This is a genomic window from Bradyrhizobium uaiense (assembly GCF_010811875.1).
In the GTDB taxonomy this organism is placed as follows: Bacteria; Pseudomonadota; Alphaproteobacteria; order Rhizobiales; family Xanthobacteraceae; genus Bradyrhizobium; species Bradyrhizobium uaiense.
This window is the reverse complement of sequence record NZ_VKHP01000184.1, coordinates 1-19,797: the sequence shown is the minus strand read 5'-3', so window position 1 is coordinate 19,797 and position 19,797 is coordinate 1. Positions and strand designations below refer to the sequence as shown.

Sequence of the window (19,797 nt, the reverse complement as noted above, 5' to 3'; positions counted from 1 at the left end):
GCTGCCCGGCCAATATCCGCAAATTCGGCGGCTCGCACCCGCCGTCACCAAAACTGTGCTGCTTTTCCCGCCTGTCGCGAACAAGGCATCGCGCCGGGCCATCATCTTTGGTCAGTCATTTCATTGACCGCGACGCGGTTCGGCCGGATATTGATACGCGAGATCCGCGTTGTTCAAGGTCACCGCAATGAGACATCCCCACCGCAGCCTGACGTGCGACATGCGAAGCCGCATGCAGCATCGCTGCGTCTCGGCGGCGACCGGCGTCTGTTGTTGATCGCTTAGAAAATCAAAGCACCCGACAATCAGACAGGAGCGCCGTCGTTCGGCGATCGAGAACGCATGTCCCAAGCACAAGTCTCCAAAGCCCAAACGTCTCAAGCTTACGTCATCGAAGTATCGGATCGCACCGCCGGCATCGTTGTCAGCGATGCCAGCGGCTTCTGCTTCTTCTCCTCGGACCGCGCCTTTGACGGCCTCGACGGCGGCTATTTCGGCTCCGCGCGCGCCGCGGAGCGCGCGGTGAGGGCGCACTTGCAGCGCCGCCAGACACGCGGTCAGCCATCATCGGATTCACGTAACAATCTGAACGGCAACCTTTGAAAGGACTGTCATGACGACCAGACGTACCATTCTTGCAGCCGCACTGGCGCTGTCGGCATTTGTGGTCCCTCCGGCCAGGGCCGAGGACAAGCCGGCCGAGATCCGCATCGGTACGCAGAAGGGCGGCCTGTTTCCGGCCGTCCGCCAGCGTCACACGGTCGAGGACGCGTTCAAGCCGCTCGGCATCGAGGTGAAGTGGATCGACTTCCAGTTCGGCCCGCCGCTACTTGAGGCGATCAATGTCGGCAGCGTCGATTTTGGTTTCGTCGGCGATACGCCGCCGATCTTCGCACAGGCAGGTGCGGCCAAGATCGAGTATGTGGCGGCGGTGACGTCTGATGGCAGCAACCAGGCGATCATCGTGCCCGCGGACTCCCCGATCAGGACCCTCGCCGACCTCAAGGGCAAGCGCGTCGCGTTCGGCAAGGGCTCGAGCGCGCACAATCTGCTCGTCGCAGCGCTCGACAAGGCCGGCCTGTCCTGGAGCGACATCACGCCGACGCCGCTGGCGCCGGCGGACGCAACCGTCGCCTTCTCCCGGGGCATTGTCGACGCGTGGTCGATCTGGGACCCTTATCTGGCGCTGGCGGAGATCAAGGACAAGGTGCGCGTCATCGCCTTCGACAAGGACGTGCACAAGCCGAACGCATTCTACATCGCCGGATCGGACTTCGTTGCGAAGTATCCGTCTATCGTTGCGAAGCTCAACGCGATCTTCGCTGCTGAAGGAAAATGGGCTGCTGGCCACCGCGAGGAGGTGGCCCGCGCGCAGGCCGAGGCGACCGGCGTCGACATCGAGGCGATCAGGCGCTTCGTCGCGCGCTCGAACTACCAGGTGGTGCCGGTCGACGCCGAGATCGTCAGGAGCCAGCAGGCGATTGCCGACCGGTTCAAGGCGATCGGGCTGATCCCAAAGCCGATCAACGTTTCCGATATCGTCTGGAAATGGACGCCCGGCTCCTGAGCCGTTTCGGCGGCTCGGTCAGGAGACCGCTGCGAGCGGCGGCGAGATCACTTGCGGCGCCTCTCGCGCCTGCGTCGCCGCCGTCGCGAGCTCGAAGCGGATGCCGCGCACGGAGACGGTCAGCGGGATCGCGCGAAAATCGTCGTGGAAGGCGCGGATCCGCCGCGCCAGCTCGTTGGGGCTGATGCCGGCGGAGAGCTCGCACATGTCACGGTACATCTGCCGGGTGCTCTTGCTGCCGCATCAGGCGGCCAGCGCCGCGGGATCGCAGGCGGGACTGCAGGTTCTGAGATCGAGTCGGCGCTGAAGTTGAAGCGCGATTCCTGGCACCGATCTCGACGCGGGCGGACGAGACGGTGTCGATCCCGCTGTCGAGGGCCGACATTGCGTTGGTGGCGCTCGACAGGCTGGAGACGTCGAGCGAAGTGACACCGAGCGAGGACGCCGTCAGGCTGGTCAGGGTGATCGTGATGGTGTCGGCCGAGGTCGAGCCGACCAGCACCGAGACGCCCGAGGAGAACACCCTCGAACCGTCGAGCAAGCTCTGGCTGCTGTAGCGGGTGCCGCTGCCGATCGAGTCGATTTCGTCCTTGAGCTGCGTGAATTCCGAGTTGATGTAGGCGCGGCTGGAGTCAGCCACGGTGCCGGAGGCGGACTCAGAGGCCAGCGACTTCATGCGGGCCAGGATGTCCGAGATGTTGGACGCGCCGTCGGCAGTCTGCAGGATCGAGGTCGCCTGCGCCGCGTTGGTGGCGGCCTGCTGCAGCGTCGTGATGTCGGAGGAGATACGGGTCGAGATCGCGAGGCCGGCGGCGTCGTCGGAAGCCGAGGTGATGCGAGAGCCGCTCGACAGCTTCGACAGCGCGCTGGTTTCCTGCTGCGAGTTGATGTTGAGGTAATGGACCGCGGAGTTGGCGGCGGTGTTGGTGGAAATTGCGGGCATGAGTAGCTGCTGTGCTGACGGGCATGGCATGCCGCATCGTGAAAAAGAGAGGTGACGCGGATGCGGCGTCCCAGATCGAGACCGCCAGCACCAATCAGAGCGACTACCAGAATTTCGCGAAGACCCTGTCGACCAATCTCGCCAGCGTCGACGTCGCTGCGGTGACGGCGCAGCTTTCGACCTATCAGGCGCAGCTGACGGCGTCCTATTCGGCAATCGCCAAGATCCAGAGCATGAACCTGGCCAATTACCTGAAATTGCTGGTCGCGGCGAACGGCTCAGCGGTTCAGGATCTTCAGCCAGACATCGCCGAGGACGATCGGCTCGCGCGGGGCGAGCCAGGTGAGGCCCGCCGCCTTGCCGAGCTCGGCGATGGTGCCCTTGGCTTGCAGATCGGACAGCACCTTGTTGACAGCCCCCAGCAGCGCCTTGTCGGTTTCGAGCGCAACGTAACCGCGATTGGCGCCGATCGGATAGTAATAGCCCGAAGCGGTGATCCTGGTGTCCGGATGGCTGGCACGGTAGGCGTCGAAGCGGCGGAGGTCGAGCAGCGTTGCGTCGAATTCGCCGTGCTCGAGCTCTCCCAGCAGGTCGCTGCGGCCGGGCACGAGGTGGGTGATGTCTTCGATCAGCTTGCCCTTGTCGAAGGTCATCAGAATGGCATCGCCCAACGTGCCGCTTTCGATCGTCAGGCGAAGGCCGGCGAGATCGCCGATATCGGTGATCTTGCGCTGTTTCGCTTTCGGCCCGAGCACGACGGTCATCGGCGAATAGATGTAGGGCTGGCTCGGCACCAGGACGCCGATCGGAATCCGCCGGCGGCGATCGTCGCGGGTCGCGCCGTCGAAGTCCGGCAGCTTGGCCGTCGTGACGCCGGGCACCTTCAGCGAGTCGGTGGTGAGGGCGTAGCCGCCGACCAGCGCGCAGCGGCCGTCCGACAGCAACGCGTTGGCTTCGAGCGCGGGGCTCGAATCCTCGTCTAGCTTGCTCTCGAACCATTGGATCTTGAGCGGCCGTCCGAGCCGCTCGGCAATCGCTTGCGCGAGCGCGACGTCGAAGCCGGCATCCGGCTTGCCGCGATGATGCGCCGACAGCGGCGGCAGATCCTCGTCGAGGCACACCTTGAGCGGTTCGTCGGCGGCATGCGCTGCCGCCGTCATGGCGAGCAGCAGGGCTGCCGCTGTGCCCGCGAGAATTGCTCTCATTGTGGTCTCCGGGTCTCCAGGAAGGCCCAGACGTCGGCGATCTCCTGCTCGCTCAGGATGTCGAGCCAGGGCGGCATCTTGCCGCTCTTGCCTTGCTTCACGGTGGTCACGAAGCGCGTCTTGTCGTCGGGAAACGCACGCAGGTCCGGCGTGATGGTGCCGGAATTGACCATGTTGGGCCCATGGCAATGCGAGCAGTTCTTGGCGTAGGTGACCTTGCCCTGGTCGGCCTGACCCTGAAGGTCGATTGCACTGGCTTGCTGCGCGGCCGCCGGGATCAATGTGATCAAGGCCGCCGCGACGGCGGCGAAGATCGCCGCCGTCAACAGGGTTACTCTTTCAGTCACGGGTGCTCCGCGCTCAGTTCTTGACCGCGAAAACCCACAGCGAGCCGCCGGGTGGCACCTTGGCAAGCCGCTCGTCGCCGGAGAACAGCGAATAGACGCCGCCGTAGCCCGAGGTGACGGCGACATACTGCACGCCGTCCTGCTGCCAGGTGATGGGTTGTCCTTCGATGCCCGAGCCGGTCTGGAACTGCCAGAGCTTCTTGCCGGTGTCGGCGTCGAACGCCTCGAACTCGCCGGTCAGCTGACCGGAGAACACCACGCCGCCGGCGGTGGAGAGCACGCCGGAGAAGCGCGGAATGTCGCTCGGCGCTTCCCACTTCGCCTTGCCGGTCATCGGATCGATCGCCTTGAGATGGCCGCGCGGTCCGGTGCCCCATTCCCAGGGATCGGTGAGGTCCATGCCGAGATACCATTCGCCCTGCTTGAACGTCACCGGTTCGGACTTGTACTTGCCGCCGAAGGCGAGCGTGTTGGCGTAGGCGAGGCCGGTCTGCGGATTGAACGACATCGGCTCCCAGTTCTTGCCGCCGAGGATCGACGGGTAGACCGTGACCTTCTTGCCGTCACGTGCATCCTTGACGACATCGGTCTCGATCGGGCGGCCAGTCTTCAGGTCCACGCCGGTAGCCCAGTTGACGTTCACATAGGGATTGGCCGCCAGCAGCTTCCCGTTGGTGCGATCGAGCACGTAGAAGAAGCCGTTGCGGTTGGCGTCCATCAGCACCTTGGTCGGCTTGCCCTCGACATTCATGTCGGCGAGCACCATCTCGGCCACCGAGTCATAGTCGAACGGATTGTTCGGCGAGAACTGGTAGTGCCACTTGATCTTGCCGGTCTTCGGATCGAGCGCGAGTACCGAGCAGGTGTAGAGGTTGTCGCCGGGACGCACCGCCGAGTTGAACGGTCCAGGATTGCCGATGCCCCAATAGACCGTGTTCAGTTCGGCATCATAGGAGCCGGTGATCCAGGTCGATCCGCCGCCGAGCTTCCAGGTGTCGCCCTTCCAGGTGTCGCCACCCGGCTCGTCCGGAGTCGGGATCGAATAGGTCCGCCAGAGCTTCTTGCCGGTGGCGGGATCCCAGCCGTCGATGAAGCCGCGGGTGCCGAATTCGGCGCCCGAGATGCCGGTGATCACGACGCCGTCGGCGACCAGCGGCGCCACCGTCATCGAGTAGCCTTCCTTGATGTCAGCAGCCTTCTGGCGCCACAGTTCCTTGCCGGTCTTGGCATCGAGCGCGATCACATTGGCGTCGAGCGTGGTGCGGAACAGCTTGCCGTCATAGATCGCCGCGCCACGGTTGATGATGCCGCAGCAGACGATACGCGGCGTCTCGGCTGGATATTCGACCTTGGTCTTCCAGATCTGCTTGCCGGTCTTGGCGTCGACCGCGATCGTGGCGTTGTGCGTGGTGACGTAAAGGACGCCCTGGTAGACGAGCGGCTGCGATTCCTCGCTGCGGTCGTCGTTGAGGCTGTAATTCCAGACCGGCACCAGATTCTTGACGGTGTCCTTGTTGATCTGGTTTAGCGTCGAGAAACGCTGAAGATTGTAACCCATTCCATAATTGAGAACGTTCGATGTGTCGGTCGCACCCTTGACCAACTGATCGGTGGTCTGGGCGCTTGCACCGTATGATGCAAGAATCACGAGGCTTGCGGCCAGCGCAATGCGTCTCATCCTATCCTCCCAATGAACCTTTTCTGCACGCCTATTCCTGACGTTGCAGACGGAACCATCGGCCTGAAACCAAAACGGGTCAATACGAAAACGTGAACGAACCCCAGCCAACCGCACAAGCCCTGTTGGGTGGGTCAGGTTTTCGCTGATGCGTCCGTAGCTTACCGTCTCGTGGAATACGCAACGCCAGCGCCGCTCGCCGCTATATCGCAGCGCGAACGGTTCGGTCAGCTTGAGGGCGCATGCGGACAGACGCTCGGACGTGGCTTGGTACCGCGCTTGTCGTGCGGCACATTGCAATTGTCGATACGCTGCTCGTCGGTCCATTTGCGTCCGAGCCGCTCCTTCCCGGTGAGCGTGCGCTGCTGAATCGCCCCCTCCGAGGCGCTGGGGGGCCTGTTCTGCGCGGACACGGACGCGATCAGGCCGAGCGCAACAAGGCAGCCCAACGTTGTCCTGCAAACATCGTTCATGGGTCACCTCGTGCGTTCCGGTGTAATGCAATCGGCAGAACGCCACAGATGATCCGTGGGGCCATCCGTTTCCACCCGAAATCCGACAGGCTCTCGCCACTCAGACCGGCTGCAGGAAGGGTTGCCTGACTGCTATGATGGGCATCGATCGCAGGGCGCGCTCCGCAACCCCGGCGGAGCGGCACTCAAGGGAGACCAATGATGATTTCGCGCCGTTCACTTGCTCTGACTTTGGCCATGGCCGTCCTGTCAGGTCCCGTCTTGGCGGCATCCAGCGGTCGCAACGCGCTCAAGCTGCTCGATCCCGACAATGACGGTACCGTCGATCTTGCCGAAGCCAAGAAGGCCGCCGCCGATATGTTCGCGAAGCTCGATCCTGATCACGACGGCACGCTCGACCTGCGCGAATTGCGCGGACGGCTCACCGCGAAAGAACTCGCCGCCGCGGATCCCGATCATGACGGCACCCTGACGCTCGACGAGTACCTTGCGGTGGTCGAGCAGCGCTTCAAGGCCGCCGATCCCGACAATGACGGAACGCTGGATGCGAAAGAGTTGAAGTCGCACGCCGGCCGGGCACTGCTGCGCCTGCTCAAATAGGCGCGTGCCTGCGAATTTTGCCGGGCGATTCGGGAGACTGACGCCGGATTCCGCGCATAACAAAAAAAGTTGCGATTTCGCTCTTGGGCAAGACTCGGCCGATGCAATCGGGTCTGCTTATCCGTGCGTCGCTGCCCGGCAGCCGGAAAATGCCTGACAGAACAGTGTCGGAATTTCCCAGCCGTTTCAAAGCCGGGCAGACGTCAGCGAGCCGTCGTCCGTTTCGGCATGTCCAGCAGCGAAGTCGGGTCCTTACCGGCCCTGCTTGCGCCCTGGAAAAGCCAGTCCTAGCTTGCCGCGCGGCGCGAGGCTTGCGCCAACTTATACTTGGGAGAAGGAAATGGCCTGGAAAACACCTAAGATCGTCGAAGTGCCGGTGGGCATGGAAATCAACATGTACGCCTGCGCAGCGCGCAAGTAATCCAAGACAAGTAACGTGAGACAGCCTGCCCGGTTCGTGCAGCTTGCTGCATCGAGCCGGGCAGGTGTCTTCCGCGGCCGCGATGCTGCCGCTCGCATAGCTTCCCTCGCATCCTCTCCAAAAAAGACCTTGAGAGTGACACCGCCTGCGCGATTGGCGGGCCGCTCTACTTTGTCCTGCGGTGACGATCGAGGCGTTGGTCCGGCGACCATGAATCTCGAAATCAATTGAGCGTGTAGGGCTGGCGTCGTGTGCGCGACGATTGGTGCCGCCCGGTTCCTTCAGGTTCCCGTCCCTTCACGGGGCCGTGAAACCCTGATTGGCTGATTACGTATTTCGTCGTGGTATCTATTTCATGAGCACGCCTAGGGATCGCGCATGAACCCGATTGATCTGATCGTCACTGTATGTGCCGTGCTGTCACCCGCCACCTGCGAGGAGCAGCATCTGGTGTTCAACTGGAATGGTTCGCTGCAGCAATGCGCCATGGCCGCACCGCCCTACATCGCGCAATGGGTCGGCGAACATCCGAAATGGACCGCGGTCCGTTGGCGTTGCGAATATCCGCACAGCAATGATCGCGCCGGCACCGACGGCAAACCGTCCGCGGGCTAGCGCTCTATTTGTTGCAGTCCTTCAGATCCTTGTCGGAGACCGAGAACACGGCGTCGGCCTTGATCTCGATGTCGCGGGCGACACACTGCTTGCCTCCGCTGTAGCCGACCTTGGCGTCGTAGCGGCCGGGCTCGACGCCGGTGATACGCAGGCGCTCGTCGTGGTCGACTTCCTTGTCCTTGTCGTTGAGCGTCTGGTTGGGACCCCATTCATTCTTGCCGGCCGGCGACAGCTCGAAGCTCGAGATCGTCGCGCTGGTCAGATTCCACAGCCGAATGCCCTTGCCCTTGCCTTGGGCGAGCACTGTCGCCGGCAGCACGAGCAACGCAACGCCAACGACAACCAACCCACGCGACATTCAGCCTCTCCCTACCGCTTTCGTCCAAGGATGACGGCGTCTCACATATTTGCAAGGTCTAACTGTGCGAGCTGCCGCTTGATTTCGCCGATCTCGGGCTCGCTGCGCACCGCACGTGGCGCCGCGATGGTTTCGACGTGAAGGATTCGGGCCGGGCGCGCCGACAGGAAGAACAGGCGGTCGCCGAGGCGGACCGCGTCGTCTAGATCGTGGGTGACCAGGAGCGTCATCATCTTCCGGCTGGCCACCAGGGTGGCGACCTGATCGCGTAGCCGTCCGGCGAGCGCATTGTCGAGCGAGGCTAGCGGCTCGTCGAGGATCAGGAAATCCGGCTCGATGGCAAAGGCCCGGGCAAGCGCAACGCGGCGGGCGAGGCCGAGCGACAACTCACCGGGAAAATGGTTGCGGTGCGCGCTCAGTTCCAGCACCTCGAACAGCGCCGACAGCGTGCGCTCGTCGACATCAGGCGCGGCCAGCCGGACGTTCTCCTCGACGGTGCGCCAGGGCAACAGCCGCGGCTCCTGGAACACCATGCCAAGGCGCATGCCGGGCGAGCGCGTGACATGACCCTCATAGTTGCTATCGAGTCCGGCGAGTATCCGCAGCAGGGTGCTCTTGCCGCAGCCGGACGGGCCGAACAGCACGCCAACCTCGCCGGCGTTCAAGCTGAAGGTGACGTTGTCGAGCACGTCGTGCCGCTTCCCGGCCGCGCTCTCGAAACTCTTGCCTGTGATATTGACCTCAAGCTGCACGGAGCCGCCACCGCGTTAGCCTGGTTTCAAACGGCTGCACCAGCAAGGTCTCGATGACGAGCACGACGCCTGCAAAGCTCAGCGAGTAGGCGAGCAGCAGCGGGATGTCGAACAGCTGGAAAGCGACGCCGATCTCGAACCCGACGCCGTTCGGGCGGCCCAGATATTCGGCGACCAGTACGATCTTCCAGACCAGCGAGAGCCCGGAGCGCGCAGCGGCTGCAATGTAGGGCGCGAGCTGCGGCAGGATCACATGCCTGAACGCGCGGCCGCGCGGAATGGCGAATGCCGTCGCCATCTCGTCGAGCGCCGGGTCGAGTGCACGGGCGCCCTCGCGCAGCGTGACCACGGCGGTCGGCAGCTTGTTGATGGCGATGGCCGTGATGGCCGCAACCTCGGTCAGCCCGGCCCAGATGTAGGCAAGCACGATGACGACCAGCGCCGGCAGGTTGAGCAGCAGGATCAGCCAGGGATCGCCGAGACGATTGGCGAGCGACACGCGGCCCATCAGGTAGCCGATCGCCGAACCGATCGCCATCGCAAGGGTGAAGGCCAGCGCGACGCGGGCCAGCGTTGCGCCGAGATTGACGAACAGCGCGCCTGACCGGGCTTCGGTGGCGAGCACCGCAAGCACCGCCGGCGGCGGCGGCAGCTTCGCATCGCCGATCACGAGCGAGGCTATCCACCAGGTCGCGATGAACAGCGCGAAGGACAGGAGACGCAGCACCGCTAGTCTCCCGGGATCGCTTGATAGAAGGTGCCGGGATCGAGCTCGGTCGCCGTCCCGACCAGATCGCGGCCGCCGAGTTGCACCAGCACCCGGTAGAGCACGCGGGCATCCGCTTCTTCGTCAGCGATCGGACGGCGCGGGATGCCTTCGCGGTAGCGATCGCGATAGGCATGGAGCGTTGCGGCATCCTGCGCGCCGATGAGCGGCGCGATCGCGTCCCATTCGGCATCTGAGGTCGCAAGGATATCCTTTGCGGCACGCGTCACGGCGATGAAACGGGCCACCAGATCCTTGTTGGAATTGGCCCAGCCTTCGTCGAACACGTAGCCGATCATCGCGATGCGGCCCTTGCCGCCGAGCTTTTTCAGGACGTCTTCCATGCCGGCGAGACGGCGGAAGCCCTTGGCTTCAAGCGCGGCGCAGAAATTCCAGTAGTTGAGCATCGCGTCCATCTCGCCGTCGAGCGTCTTGGCGGCCAGCAGCGACGGCGCGCCGTAGACGATGGTCGACTGCGACTTCAGGTCGACGCCGTCCTGCTTCAGTGCGGCCTGCAGCAACAGCCAGTTCTTGTCGATCGCGCCGCCGGCAATTGCAAGCTTGCGTCCCTTGAGGTCCGTGAGCGTCTTGACCGGGGAGGAGTCCGGCACCATCACGGCGCCCAGCGCGCTCGAATAGGGATAGAATTGCAGCTTGGCGCCGAGCGAACGTTCGCGCGACACCCAGGGCCAGTCGGACACCATCACGTCGGCCGTGCCGGAGCGCAGCGCGATCTTGCCGGCCTCGGGGCTGGCGAGCTCGACGACGTCGATCAACAGATTGGCCTTCTTGTCGAGACCGTGGGAGCGAATGACGGCCAGTTCCCAGGCCAGCGTTCCGGTCTTCTGCGCTGCAACGCGGATGGTCTCCGCGGAGCACGAGATGCCGAACTGCATGACCGCCAGAACTGCCGCAGCCAACACCGTGCGTACAGAGATGATCATCGTTTGTTGAGCCACTTCCCCGAATGTTTTCTTTTCTGATCAACATCCATAGCATAGCTTGCGGAAAGAGAAGAGGAAGCAGGACCATGGCAGGAGCTGGCATGCTACGACCGATTGTCGCCATCCTGGCGCTCGCCGGGACGGCTGTCTGCGTGCGGGCCCAGGAGATCAATGACTATCCGACCTCGGCGCGGGCGGAATATGTGTTCGGCTGCATGAAGGCCAATGGCGAATCCAGGCAGTCGATCGAGCAATGTTCGTGCTCGATCGACGTGGTCGCCTCGATCATCCCCTACGATCGCTACGTCACCGCCGAGACCGTGCTGAGCATGGCGCAGGTGCGCGGCAACCTGGGCGGCCAGTTCCGCTCGTCCGAGCAGGCAGCGAACGCGCTCAACGACCTCAGGCGCGCCCAGGCCGAAGCCGAAGTCAGGTGCTTTTAGCGTTTGATCGTGAGAACGCGTCAGGACCCCTAATTCTAGGTCCCGGGATTCTCGACCTTCCATTCGTGCTCGAAGATGTGCCCGTCGGTGTCCTTGGCTTCGGCACGGAAGTGCTTGGCGCCATTCGAGACGTAGGTGAAGCGGATATTGGGGTCCTCGGAAATCGAGATTCCGCCCTCCATCGCGAGCACCGGACTGTCGTCCTGCCAGATGTGCAGCTCGTTGACGAAGAAGGCCGGGATATACAGCTGCGTAACCTGATCCATCTGCAGGCCTGAATTGTTCGGATGCCCGATCATGATCTGAGCTTCCCGCGCGCTCGTCGCCGGTCCCTGTTCGGACGTTGCGAATTGCCGGTAGCGCATCTGGCCGAGCCGGTTCTTCGCTTCCTCGACGTTCTTGCCGGCCGGCGCCGAGCAGCCGCCAGATGCTTTGATGTAGACCTTGCTGACATAGAGCTTGCCGTCGCTGAGCTCCGCGACGGCGTGGACGTTGGTGTAGTTGTTGACGCGGACGCGGGTCGATATCTCGGTGACGTTGGCGTTCGGCCCCAGCGTGAATTTCGCTGCCATCGGCGCGGGATTCTCATCGATGACCAGCGTGATCGCGACGAGGCGGCGGCTGTCGGTGGGCTGTAGCTTGCTGCGCAGCGTCACCGGAACGATCGCGGCGTCTTCCGCGCGCATCGGCATCTCGATGCCGATGACATCGTTGCCGTCGTTCATCGGACGGTTGCTGAAGATGTCCTGGACGAGGCCCGGCCAGGGATCATAGGTCTCGGCCGCGGGGGCAGCCGGTGTGCCCAGCGCGATCGTGAGGAGGCTGGCAATGCAAAGCAGGCGGGCCCGATGTCCGGTCATGTTCGCGAGATCCTATGCGAGCGACGTCATTATAGGACCAACCGCTACTCCCATTCAATTTCCGAGAATGCTGCAGTTGCGTTGCGGGCGTTGTAGTCGTCGAACAATTGCCAGCGCGGTCGCTCGCCGCCCGCGGCATGATCCGCCGCGGCCGTGATCGGCTTGCCGCTTGCGATCAGCGCGCGAATGTCTGCGGCCAGCGTCTCAAGATAACGCCGCTCGTCGGCAAGCGCTGCGGGCCACGCGCTCACGGGTCCGTGACCGGGAACCACGCGTGCTGCGGGGATCGCCGCGATGTCGTCCAGCGCGCGCAGCCAGCCCTTGAGGCTGCCGTCGACCACGGGAATATGCTCGAGAAACACCATATCACCTGCAAACAGGGTCTTGGTGCGCTCATCGAAGACCGTGAGGTCGTTGTCGCTATGGGCGGGTGGCCAGGCCTTCAGGGTGAGGGTCCGTCCGCCGAGGTCGAGCTTCAGCGTGTCGTCGACCAGCACGGTCGGGGGAATGATCCGGACTTCGTCGATCAACGCGTCGCCCATGGTCCGGCGAAACCCGTCGAGATAGAATTGCCCACGCGCAGCCAGCGCGCGGGGCATGGCCTTGTGGCCGACGAAGCTGGTCCCGTCGCCGACGAACGCCGCGTTGCCGAAGCTGTGGTCCGGATGGGCGTGGGTGTTGATCACGTAGCGGATCGGCTTGTCGCTATGGCTGCGGATCGCGGCGAGCAATTGCCGTCCTTCGCGGACGCTGCCACCGGTATCGATGACGGCAACGGCGCTGTCGCCGACCACGAATCCCACATTGGCGATGGCGCCTTCGTTCTCGCTGGTCATCAATGCGGTGACCCCGATGTGAACGAAGATTCCGGGAGCGACTTCGCTCACAGGCAATTCCGCCTCTTGCGCCCGCGCTATGGTCGGCGCCCAAAGCATCAGGAGCAGCGCAAGCACCGAACCGCCATGAGTCATGTTTCCGCCTCAGTTTTTCCGGAACGCGCGATCGATGTCGCCGCGCTCAAGTTTGCGCTGCAACAAGCAACGCGGCGCCGTCGTGATTACTATCATCCCTGTTGCACGTCGTGGTGCACCGGGCAATTGCTGGATATTGGTGCCATGTCCGATCAAGAGGAGACCACGTAATGAGAGTTGTCGGACGTCGTTCTGTCCTGCTCGCGCTTGCCGGCTTCATCGTCTGTCTCGCCGGCCGCGACATCGCGCGCGCGCAGGTCAACGAGCAGGGCGAACTCTCCATCGAGCTGGTCGATCCCGGGGTGCTCCGCATCTGCGCCGATCCGCGCAACCTGCCGTTCTCCAACGACAAGGGCGAGGGCTTTGAGAACAAGATCGGCGAGCTGCTGGCCGGGAAGCTGCAAAAGAAGCTCGACTACATGTTCTTTCCGCAGGCGACCGGCTTCGTGCGAATGACGCTCGGTTCGCACCGCTGCGACGTGATCATGGGATTTCCGCAGGGCGATGACCTCGCGCAGGGCACCAATCCCTATTACCGCACGGCCTATGCGATCGTCGCCAAGCCGGGCAGTGGGCTCGATGAGGTTACGACGCTCGAGGATGAGCGGCTGAAGGGCAAGCATATCGGCATCGTCGCGGGAACGCCGCCGGCGACCAACATGGCCATCAACGGTCTGATGAGCAATGCGAAGCCTTATCCGCTGATGATCGATACGCGCTACGATTCTTCGGCCGAGGCGATGATGAATGATCTCGAAAAGGGCGAGATCGATGCCGGCATCCTGTGGGGGCCGATGGCGGGCTTTTATGCCAAGAAGGCGAACCCGCCGCTGCACATCACGCCGCTGGTCAAGGAGACCAGCGGTCCGAAGCTGGTCTATCGGATCGGCATGGGCGTGCGTGGGTCCGACCAGAACTGGAAGCGGCAGCTCAATCGCCTGATCCAGGAGAACCAGCCGGAGATCAACAAGATTCTGCTCGAATACGGCGTGCCGCTGCTCGACGAGAACGATCGTCCGATCGGGCCGGAGACCGCGACCAAGTCGCCATGATCAGGCTCGCGGCCATGCTTGCGGTGATGGTTGTCGCCGCTTCGCCTGTCCGCGCGCAGGACCAGCCCGCAGAGCCCGAGGGCTATCGTACCGAGGATTATCGCGCGCCGGTGCCGGCAACACTTGCCGGCGCACGCGTGCTGACGACGGCGGAAGCGGAAGCGATCTGGCGCGACAAGTCCGGCGCCTTCGTCGACGTGTTGCCGCGCGCGCCGAAGCCAAATCTGCCTGCCGGCACGGTGTGGCGCGAACGGCCCCATTCCGCTATTCCCGGCAGCATCTGGCTGCCCGACACCGGCTACGGCAAGCTCGCCGCAGCGACGGAGGATTATCTGCGGCGCGGGCTGGCCCGCGCCTCCGGCGACGACAAGGCAAGATTGCTCGTGATCTATTGCCAGGAGAATTGCTGGATGTCGTGGAACGCAGCCAAGCGCACGCTCGCCTACGGCTACCGCAACGTGGCGTGGTATCCGGAGGGAATCGACGGCTGGGGGCGTGCCAATCTGCCGCTGGCAGATGTGGAGCCAGAGCCGCGCGAGGGCGAGCATTGAGCCCGTCCTCACGCGGCGTGCCGGTTATTTCTGCTTGTCGAGCTTGTTGATGGTCTTGCCGCCATCGCTGTCTGTGGTGGTGAACGTCACCTTGTCGCCGGCGTGGAAGTCCTCCAGCGACTGTCCCTTGGGCACCTTGTATTCTTGGTATTCTTGCATCGCGCCGCCGGCCGCGCCCACCGTTCCGCCTTGCGTCTGTTGGAGCGAAATGGTTCCACTCAATCGGTCAATCTTGGTGACTATTCCGGTCATGGGTTGCTGGGCCAAAGCCGCTGAGGTGATCAGGCTCGCAGCAGCGAGGCTGGTCATGACGATCTTGGCTGCTCTCATCGAGGTCTCCCAACTTCAGATATAGTTGGAGTCAACGAGCGGGCAGCGCAGTTTGTTCCGGATAAACCTGGCGCCGGCACCCCGATGATTGCCCGGGGACGATCGGTCGCGGACCTCAATCCAGTTCGTGCTGGATGGTGCGGCCCAGCGCGAACAGGCGCTGATCGATGGTGGTCGGCACCTCGCAGACGAATTTCACCACACGCCCGCGGTCCTCGAAGATCCGCGTCTCCCAGACCAGCTGGTTGCCGAGTTCATCGACCTTGGCCTGGTCCGGCGGGGTGGCGTCCTGCAACTTTTGCAGCTTGATCGTATCGTCGCGGATCTTTTCCGCGGCCTCGCGCTGCTTGCGCATCACGCGCTCCAGCCCGTTCATGACCGAGGCCCGCTGCCCGTTGAGCGTATCGAACAGGCCTGCAAACAACAGTTTTCCCGCATTGGCCTTGTCGGCCGCGGCGGCAGACAGGAACTCGGTGATTTCCTTCTGCGCGTCCTCCAGGGGAATGCGGCGCGCTGCAAGCTTGGTCGCTAGCGCGCTGACCTTCGGATCGTCCTTCCACTTGGTCTCGGCATCGCCGAGTGGCGGCCCGGCCCAGACCGCGGCGAGCGAGATCTCGGGCACCTTGGCCTGTTGGCAAGGCCAGTCCGGATAACGCGGGTCCGCAGCCGACGCTGCCTGGTTCGACAGAACCATCGCGAGCAGCGCGCCCAGTCCTGGCCGCCAGCCTGTCATGCCTCGCCTCCGCCGGGGCCGCGGCGTACTAGGCCGCGCGATGGATCGTAAGCCAGGATCGCGCCCATCATGAACACCACCGTGCAGCCGCCGACCACCGCGAGCGAGACCCAGTTCATCTTGCCGTACAGCGCAAACCGGATCAGCTCCACCGCATGCGTGAACGGATTGCACTGGCAGACATAATACAGCATCGGGCTGCCTTCCTGCACGCGCCAGAGCGGATAGAGGGCCGACGATGCAAAGAACATCGGGAAGATCACAAAGTTCATCACGCCGGCGAAGTTTTCGAGCTGCTTGATGCTGGCCGAGATCAGCATGCCCAATGCGCCGAGCATCAGGCCCGACAGCACCAGCGCCGGCAGCACGGTGAGGTAGCCGACGGTCGGCGGCGTGATGTCCCAGAACCACGCGATCAGCAGGAAGGCGTAGACCTGCAGCAGCGACACCGCGGTGCCGGCGAGCAGCTTGCAGAACAACAGATAGCCGCGCGGCAGCGGGCTGACGAGCAGCGTGCGCATGTTGCCCATCTCGCGGTCATAGACCATCGACAGCGAGGATTGCATGCCGTTGAACAGCTGGATCATCGCCATCAGGCCGGGCGCGATATAGACCTCGTAGAGGATGTAGGTCTCATAGGGCGGGATGATCGAGATGCCGAGCACCTGGCGGAAGCCCGCCGCGAAGATGAACAGCCAGACCAGCGGCCTGACCAGCGCCGAGACGAAGCGCTCGCGCTGATGCAGGAAGCGCAGCGCCTCGCGCCACACGATGCCGTTCAGGCAGACGATGTATTCCGACAGCGAGAAGCCGCTGCGCTCGGGCGTGACCGTCGTGCTGCTCATGTTGGCGGTCTTCCGGTGAGGGTTGCCGTTCCGGTCAGGCGCATGAACGCGGTGTTGACGTCCTGGGCGCCGGCCTCGGCGATCACGCGCGGCATCGGGCCGTGCGCCAGCATCCGACCCTGATGCAGCACCACGAGGTCGTCGCCCGGCATGATCTCGTCGAACAGATGCGTCGCCCAGAGCACCCCGATGCCCTGTTCGGTGACGAGTTGCCGGACATGGTCGAGAATGTCGGCGCGCGCCTTGACGTCGAGCCCGACGGTGGCCTCGTCGAGCAGCAATAGTCGGGGACGGTGCAGCAATGCGCGGGCGATCTCGAGCCTTCGCATCTGACCGCCGGAGAGATCGCGCACCTTGCTGCCGGCGCGGTCGGCAAGGCCGATGCGCGTGAGCACCTCGCCACTGCGCAGCCGCGCCTCGCGCCGCGAGATGCCGTGCAACGCGGCGTGATACAGCAGGTTCTGCGTCAGCGAGAGATCGAGATCGAGCGTGCGCGGCTGGAACACGACGCCCATCAGCCGCAGCGCTTCGCCCGGCGTCCGGCTGATGTCGTGGCCGAAGATCTTGATCTGGCCGTTCTGGATGCCGAACAGCCGGGTCACCAGCGAGAACAATGTGCTCTTGCCGGCGCCATTGAGACCCAGCAGGGCAGTGAAGCTCGCAGGCTGAACCGTGAAGCTGACATCAATCAAGGCGCGGCGCGGTCCGTAGCTGTGGCTGACATTGCCGATCGACAGCGCCGGCTGCACGGCCGCGACAGGACTTGCATCCGGCGAGGACTGGCTCGTGATATGGGCATCGGTTGCGGTCATGGCTGCGCGATCGTGATCCCCCAGGGCAGTTCGCCGACCTGAATGGTCTTGATCACCTTCTGGGCCGCGACGTCGATCACCGAGACGTCGTTCGAGACGCCGTTGGTGACCATCAGATATTTTTCGTCGGGAGTGAAATCCATGTGCCAGACCCGCTGGCCGACCAGCAGATATTTGAGGACCTTGTGGGTCGCGCCATCGACCACTGCGACGCGGTTGGCCGGGCCGAGCGCAACGAACGCGGTCTTGCCGTCCTTGGTCATGCCGATACCGACCGGCTGGATCGCTTCGTTGCGCAGGCCCGGAATTTCGAAGGTGATCTTGCCGGTCACCTCGCGCTTGACCGGATCGATGGTCGACACGGTGCCGCCGATCTCCGAGGAGATCCACAATTCGGAGCCGTCGCGCTTGAACTGGGCGAAGCGCGGCCGCGAATCGACCAGCACATTGGCGACGATCTGGCGCGTCGTGGTGTCGATGAAATGCGCCATGTTGGTCGTTTCGGAGGTGTTGATCAGGATCTTGCCGTCCGGGCTGATCGTCATGCCCTCGGGCTCGACGCCGACCTGGATGTCGCCGAGCCGGGCGCGCTTCTCCAGATCGATCACAGTGACCGTGTTGTCGTTCTCATTGGCGACATACATGGTCTTGCCGGCGGCATCCTGGGTGAACAATTCGGGGTCGGGGCCGGAGGGCAGGGTGTCGACGATTTCCTGGGTCTTGGTGTCGATCACCTGGATCGTGTCGTCGTCGCCGACCGCGACCATCACAAACTTGCCGTCGCGCGAGAACTCGATGCCGCGCGGCCGCTGGCCGACCTTGATGGTCTTGGTCACGGCCCAGCTGTTGGTGTCGATCACGGTGACGGTGTTGCCCTTCTCATTGGAGACGTAGGCAACGAAGGCGGACGCCGGTGTCGCGGCAAGCCAAACGAGCATCCCGGTCAACAGACAGCCACGCCACATGCGTTTCATCTCCCTCACTGCAGCTTGCATTTCGTTTCAGGCCGGTCAACACCGAGCGTATCGAGTTCGGAGACCTGATGCAGGAAACCTTCCTGCGGCGAGACCGAGACCACCATACGACCATCGGCCAGCAGGATCGGCTGACGGAGTTGCCAATTCCAGTCTCGCAGGGTCAATCGTGTGCCCTTGAAGGCGGCGATCGAGAAATCCTTGCCCTTGAGGAAGGCGATAACCTTCTTTGGGTCGCCCGAATTGGTGCGGGATGTGGCTTCGCCGATCATGCGGGCGGCGGTCCAGGCCTGCATGTCGAGCGCCGTCATCCGCCGCATGTTCAGCTTGACGAAGCGGTTCTGAATCTGGACGGCGCCCCATTGGTCATGCGTTGCGTCCCAGCTGGTCGGCACCAGTCCCGCCGAGCCCGCCACCGGGCGCGGATCCCAGGTCCGGTAAGGCAGATAGTTCGCGAACACCTCGCTCTCGTCGGCGGCGACGAGCACGTCGTAGGCCGGCGCCTGCTGCGTGAACACCGGCATCTGGCGCTGGATCAGCGTGACGCCAGAGTCGGTGCGGCGGGCGCCACCGGTATCCTCGAATGTCCTCTCCTGAACGATCTTGGCGCCGAAGCGCGTGGCGGCGCGGCGCAGCGCGTCGGCGTAAAGCTTGTCCTGATCGTGCGAGCCGACCACCAGCAGCCAGCGCTTCCACTGCTTCCACACCAGGTATTGGCTGAGCGCGTCGGCCAGCATCGAGCGGGTCGGCGCGATATGGATGACATTGGCGCGGCAGTCCTGCTCGCGTAGCCGGTCGTCGATCGCGCCCGCATTCAGCAGCACTGTGCCCCGGTCGTGCAGCGCATCGGCGACCTTGAGCAGGGCATCGGCGGACAAATCGGTGATGATAAAGTCGTTGCGGCCGGCGAGACCGGTCGCGACCTTGGCGACATCGTCGCTGTCCTTGACCTTGGCCTCGTCGAGCACGAAGCGCTGGTTGAGAAATTTTCCGGTCGTGTTGTTATCCTCGATCGCGAGGCGGGCGCCGGCGATGCCGTCATTGTCGGCCGGCTGCTGAACCAGCGAGAGCGTCGATTTGACGCCGGCATGGCCGAGATAGCCGATATGGATCTCGACGGGATCAGCCGCCAGCGCTCCGGTCGCCATCATGCTGAGCGCGATCGTGCCGATCAGCCATCGGAACATAATTCCTCCCGCAGTCTTTCCTCACTCGGCATGGCATTGTCGAAAGCTTCCGCTTTTCCGGCCATGCGTTGATGTGCAAGATGACGGAATTGGCCTGGCTTGCAACCCCGCTTTTTGTCGTTGCGAGGTTACAAATTCGATTGGTTCACAATCATGAGATCAGGGTTTGCATGAGATCAACGCTCACCGTCGTCATATCTTTGCTGGCGATGTCTGTGGCAGCGGCGCGCGCCGAGCCGCCCAAGCTCGCCGTGTTCGACCTCGAGATGATCGACACCAGCCTGCAGGGGGAAGTGGACGGGCCGCGGACCGACGAGCAGGCCCGGCCGCTCCGCACCGGCGATCAGGCGCGCAGGGAGCTTGCGGACTC

The 19,797-nt window shown here is 63.6% G+C and carries 25 protein-coding genes and 3 pseudogenes; 10 read left to right on the top strand and 18 right to left on the bottom strand.

Features of this window, described 5'->3' with window-relative positions; all coding sequences use genetic code 11:
- The first annotated feature begins 342 nt into the window (after window positions 1-342).
- Together FNJ47_RS33085 and FNJ47_RS33080 are read left to right on the top strand one after the other, a co-directional pair.
- Window positions 343-603 (top strand): hypothetical protein, encoded by a 261-nt coding sequence (locus FNJ47_RS33085; RefSeq protein WP_163160122.1) that lies wholly within the window; start codon window positions 343-345, stop codon window positions 601-603.
- A 10-nt stretch (window positions 604-613) separates the two neighbouring features.
- Window positions 614-1,567, top strand: a complete 954-nt coding sequence (locus tag FNJ47_RS33080) for an aliphatic sulfonate ABC transporter substrate-binding protein (RefSeq protein ID WP_163160121.1) — start codon at window positions 614-616, stop codon at window positions 1,565-1,567.
- An 18-nt stretch (window positions 1,568-1,585) separates the two neighbouring features.
- Here the strand turns inward: FNJ47_RS33080 and FNJ47_RS33075 are convergent, their stop codons facing one another.
- Together FNJ47_RS33075 and FNJ47_RS33070 are read right to left on the bottom strand one after the other, a co-directional pair.
- Window positions 1,586-1,786 (bottom strand): hypothetical protein, encoded by a 201-nt coding sequence (locus FNJ47_RS33075; RefSeq protein ID WP_163160120.1) that lies wholly within the window; start codon window positions 1,784-1,786, stop codon window positions 1,586-1,588.
- Between the two features lie 68 nt (window positions 1,787-1,854).
- Window positions 1,855-2,510 (bottom strand): annotated as a pseudogene (locus FNJ47_RS33070) (flagellin); the annotation flags it as partial.
- A gap of 56 nt (window positions 2,511-2,566) precedes the next feature.
- Between FNJ47_RS33070 and FNJ47_RS33065 the strand changes: the two are divergent.
- A pseudogene (locus tag FNJ47_RS33065) lies at window positions 2,567-2,767 on the top strand (flagellin); the annotation flags it as partial.
- Between the two features lie 21 nt (window positions 2,768-2,788).
- On the opposite strand, the gene FNJ47_RS33060 reads toward FNJ47_RS33065, so the two are convergent.
- The 4 genes from FNJ47_RS33060 to FNJ47_RS33045 form a co-directional block, all read right to left on the bottom strand.
- Window positions 2,789-3,715, bottom strand: a complete 927-nt coding sequence (locus FNJ47_RS33060) for a substrate-binding periplasmic protein (protein ID WP_163160118.1) — start codon at window positions 3,713-3,715, stop codon at window positions 2,789-2,791.
- Complete coding sequence (locus FNJ47_RS33055; RefSeq protein ID WP_430649433.1) at window positions 3,712-4,062, bottom strand: c-type cytochrome; 351 nt, start codon at window positions 4,060-4,062, stop codon at window positions 3,712-3,714. The genes FNJ47_RS33060 and FNJ47_RS33055 overlap by 4 nt, the downstream gene beginning before the upstream one ends.
- Before the next feature lie 13 nt (window positions 4,063-4,075).
- On the bottom strand, window positions 4,076-5,740 hold the full coding sequence (locus FNJ47_RS33050; protein ID WP_163160117.1) for a methanol/ethanol family PQQ-dependent dehydrogenase: 1,665 nt from the start codon (window positions 5,738-5,740) through the stop codon (window positions 4,076-4,078).
- Between the two features lie 227 nt (window positions 5,741-5,967).
- Window positions 5,968-6,213, bottom strand: coding sequence for a hypothetical protein (locus tag FNJ47_RS33045; protein ID WP_236000232.1), 246 nt, complete (start codon window positions 6,211-6,213; stop codon window positions 5,968-5,970).
- A 201-nt stretch (window positions 6,214-6,414) separates the two neighbouring features.
- Between FNJ47_RS33045 and lanM the strand changes: the two genes are divergently transcribed.
- The 3 genes from lanM to FNJ47_RS33030 all read left to right on the top strand — a co-directional run bounded on the left by lanM (window position 6,415) and on the right by FNJ47_RS33030 (window position 7,849).
- Window positions 6,415-6,813 (top strand): lanmodulin LanM, encoded by a 399-nt coding sequence (lanM, locus tag FNJ47_RS33040; RefSeq protein WP_163160116.1) that lies wholly within the window; start codon window positions 6,415-6,417, stop codon window positions 6,811-6,813.
- Window positions 6,814-7,153: 340 nt separating this feature from the next.
- Window positions 7,154-7,234 carry a pyrroloquinoline quinone precursor peptide PqqA gene (gene pqqA / locus FNJ47_RS33035; protein ID WP_009031067.1) on the top strand — a complete coding sequence of 27 codons (81 nt, stop codon included), beginning with the start codon at window positions 7,154-7,156 and terminating at the stop codon, window positions 7,232-7,234.
- A 378-nt stretch (window positions 7,235-7,612) separates the two neighbouring features.
- Window positions 7,613-7,849, top strand: coding sequence for a hypothetical protein (locus tag FNJ47_RS33030; RefSeq protein ID WP_163160115.1), 237 nt, complete (start codon window positions 7,613-7,615; stop codon window positions 7,847-7,849).
- Between the two features lie 4 nt (window positions 7,850-7,853).
- Here FNJ47_RS33030 and FNJ47_RS33025 read toward each other — a convergent pair whose 3' ends face one another.
- The 4 genes from FNJ47_RS33025 to FNJ47_RS33010 are packed head-to-tail and all read right to left on the bottom strand — an operon-like array spanning window position 7,854 to window position 10,621.
- Complete coding sequence (locus FNJ47_RS33025; RefSeq protein ID WP_163160114.1) at window positions 7,854-8,207, bottom strand: hypothetical protein; 354 nt, start codon at window positions 8,205-8,207, stop codon at window positions 7,854-7,856.
- 41 nt (window positions 8,208-8,248) lie between these two features.
- The gene (locus FNJ47_RS33020) at window positions 8,249-8,959 is read right to left on the bottom strand and encodes an ATP-binding cassette domain-containing protein (RefSeq protein WP_163160113.1); all 711 of its coding nucleotides are present in this window, start codon (window positions 8,957-8,959) and stop codon (window positions 8,249-8,251) included.
- A complete protein-coding gene (locus FNJ47_RS33015; RefSeq protein ID WP_163160112.1) occupies window positions 8,949-9,686 on the bottom strand; it encodes an ABC transporter permease subunit in 738 nt (245 codons plus the stop codon). Before FNJ47_RS33015 ends, FNJ47_RS33020 begins: the two co-directional genes overlap by 11 nt.
- Before the next feature lie 2 nt (window positions 9,687-9,688).
- The gene (locus FNJ47_RS33010; RefSeq protein WP_165445974.1) at window positions 9,689-10,621 is read right to left on the bottom strand and encodes an ABC transporter substrate-binding protein; all 933 of its coding nucleotides are present in this window, start codon (window positions 10,619-10,621) and stop codon (window positions 9,689-9,691) included.
- A gap of 149 nt (window positions 10,622-10,770) precedes the next feature.
- Here FNJ47_RS33010 and FNJ47_RS33005 point away from each other — a divergent pair, with 149 nt between their 5' ends.
- The gene (locus FNJ47_RS33005; RefSeq protein ID WP_394329838.1) at window positions 10,771-11,112 is read left to right on the top strand and encodes a hypothetical protein; all 342 of its coding nucleotides are present in this window, start codon (window positions 10,771-10,773) and stop codon (window positions 11,110-11,112) included.
- Window positions 11,113-11,147: 35 nt separating this feature from the next.
- Here the strand turns inward: FNJ47_RS33005 and FNJ47_RS33000 are convergent, their stop codons facing one another.
- Both FNJ47_RS33000 and FNJ47_RS32995 read right to left on the bottom strand, forming a co-directional pair.
- Window positions 11,148-11,972, bottom strand: a complete 825-nt coding sequence (locus tag FNJ47_RS33000) for a quinoprotein dehydrogenase-associated SoxYZ-like carrier (protein ID WP_163160110.1) — start codon at window positions 11,970-11,972, stop codon at window positions 11,148-11,150.
- Between the two features lie 44 nt (window positions 11,973-12,016).
- On the bottom strand, window positions 12,017-12,943 hold the full coding sequence (locus FNJ47_RS32995) for a quinoprotein relay system zinc metallohydrolase 2 (RefSeq protein ID WP_163160109.1): 927 nt from the start codon (window positions 12,941-12,943) through the stop codon (window positions 12,017-12,019).
- A gap of 170 nt (window positions 12,944-13,113) precedes the next feature.
- Here FNJ47_RS32995 and FNJ47_RS32990 point away from each other — a divergent pair, with 170 nt between their 5' ends.
- Both FNJ47_RS32990 and FNJ47_RS32985 read left to right on the top strand, forming a co-directional pair.
- Window positions 13,114-13,995 carry a substrate-binding domain-containing protein gene (locus FNJ47_RS32990; RefSeq protein WP_163160108.1) on the top strand — a complete coding sequence of 294 codons (882 nt, stop codon included), beginning with the start codon at window positions 13,114-13,116 and terminating at the stop codon, window positions 13,993-13,995.
- A complete protein-coding gene (locus FNJ47_RS32985) occupies window positions 13,992-14,546 on the top strand; it encodes a PQQ-dependent catabolism-associated CXXCW motif protein (RefSeq protein WP_163160107.1) in 555 nt (184 codons plus the stop codon). The genes FNJ47_RS32990 and FNJ47_RS32985 overlap by 4 nt, the downstream gene beginning before the upstream one ends.
- Before the next feature lie 24 nt (window positions 14,547-14,570).
- On the opposite strand, the gene FNJ47_RS32980 is transcribed toward FNJ47_RS32985, so the two are convergent.
- From FNJ47_RS32980 to FNJ47_RS32955, 6 genes are all read right to left on the bottom strand, one after another.
- Window positions 14,571-14,876, bottom strand: coding sequence for a copper-binding protein (locus tag FNJ47_RS32980; protein WP_163160106.1), 306 nt, complete (start codon window positions 14,874-14,876; stop codon window positions 14,571-14,573).
- Between the two features lie 115 nt (window positions 14,877-14,991).
- Entirely contained in the window at window positions 14,992-15,609 is a 618-nt protein-coding gene (locus FNJ47_RS32975; RefSeq protein WP_165445972.1) for a hypothetical protein, read from the bottom strand.
- Window positions 15,606-16,454 (bottom strand): ABC transporter permease, encoded by an 849-nt coding sequence (locus FNJ47_RS32970; protein WP_163160105.1) that lies wholly within the window; start codon window positions 16,452-16,454, stop codon window positions 15,606-15,608. Before FNJ47_RS32970 ends, FNJ47_RS32975 begins: the two co-directional genes overlap by 4 nt.
- Window positions 16,451-17,266, bottom strand: a complete 816-nt coding sequence (locus FNJ47_RS32965) for an ABC transporter ATP-binding protein (RefSeq protein WP_236000231.1) — start codon at window positions 17,264-17,266, stop codon at window positions 16,451-16,453. Before FNJ47_RS32965 ends, FNJ47_RS32970 begins: the two co-directional genes overlap by 4 nt.
- Window positions 17,263-18,240, bottom strand: a complete 978-nt coding sequence (locus FNJ47_RS32960) for a YVTN family beta-propeller repeat protein (protein WP_163160104.1) — start codon at window positions 18,238-18,240, stop codon at window positions 17,263-17,265. Before FNJ47_RS32960 ends, FNJ47_RS32965 begins: the two co-directional genes overlap by 4 nt.
- 5 nt (window positions 18,241-18,245) lie before the next feature.
- A complete protein-coding gene (locus FNJ47_RS32955; protein WP_163160103.1) occupies window positions 18,246-19,427 on the bottom strand; it encodes an ABC transporter substrate-binding protein in 1,182 nt (393 codons plus the stop codon).
- 80 nt (window positions 19,428-19,507) lie between these two features.
- On the opposite strand from FNJ47_RS32955, the pseudogene FNJ47_RS32950 reads away from it, so the two are divergent.
- Window positions 19,508-19,797: pseudogene (locus FNJ47_RS32950) on the top strand (hypothetical protein); the annotation flags it as partial.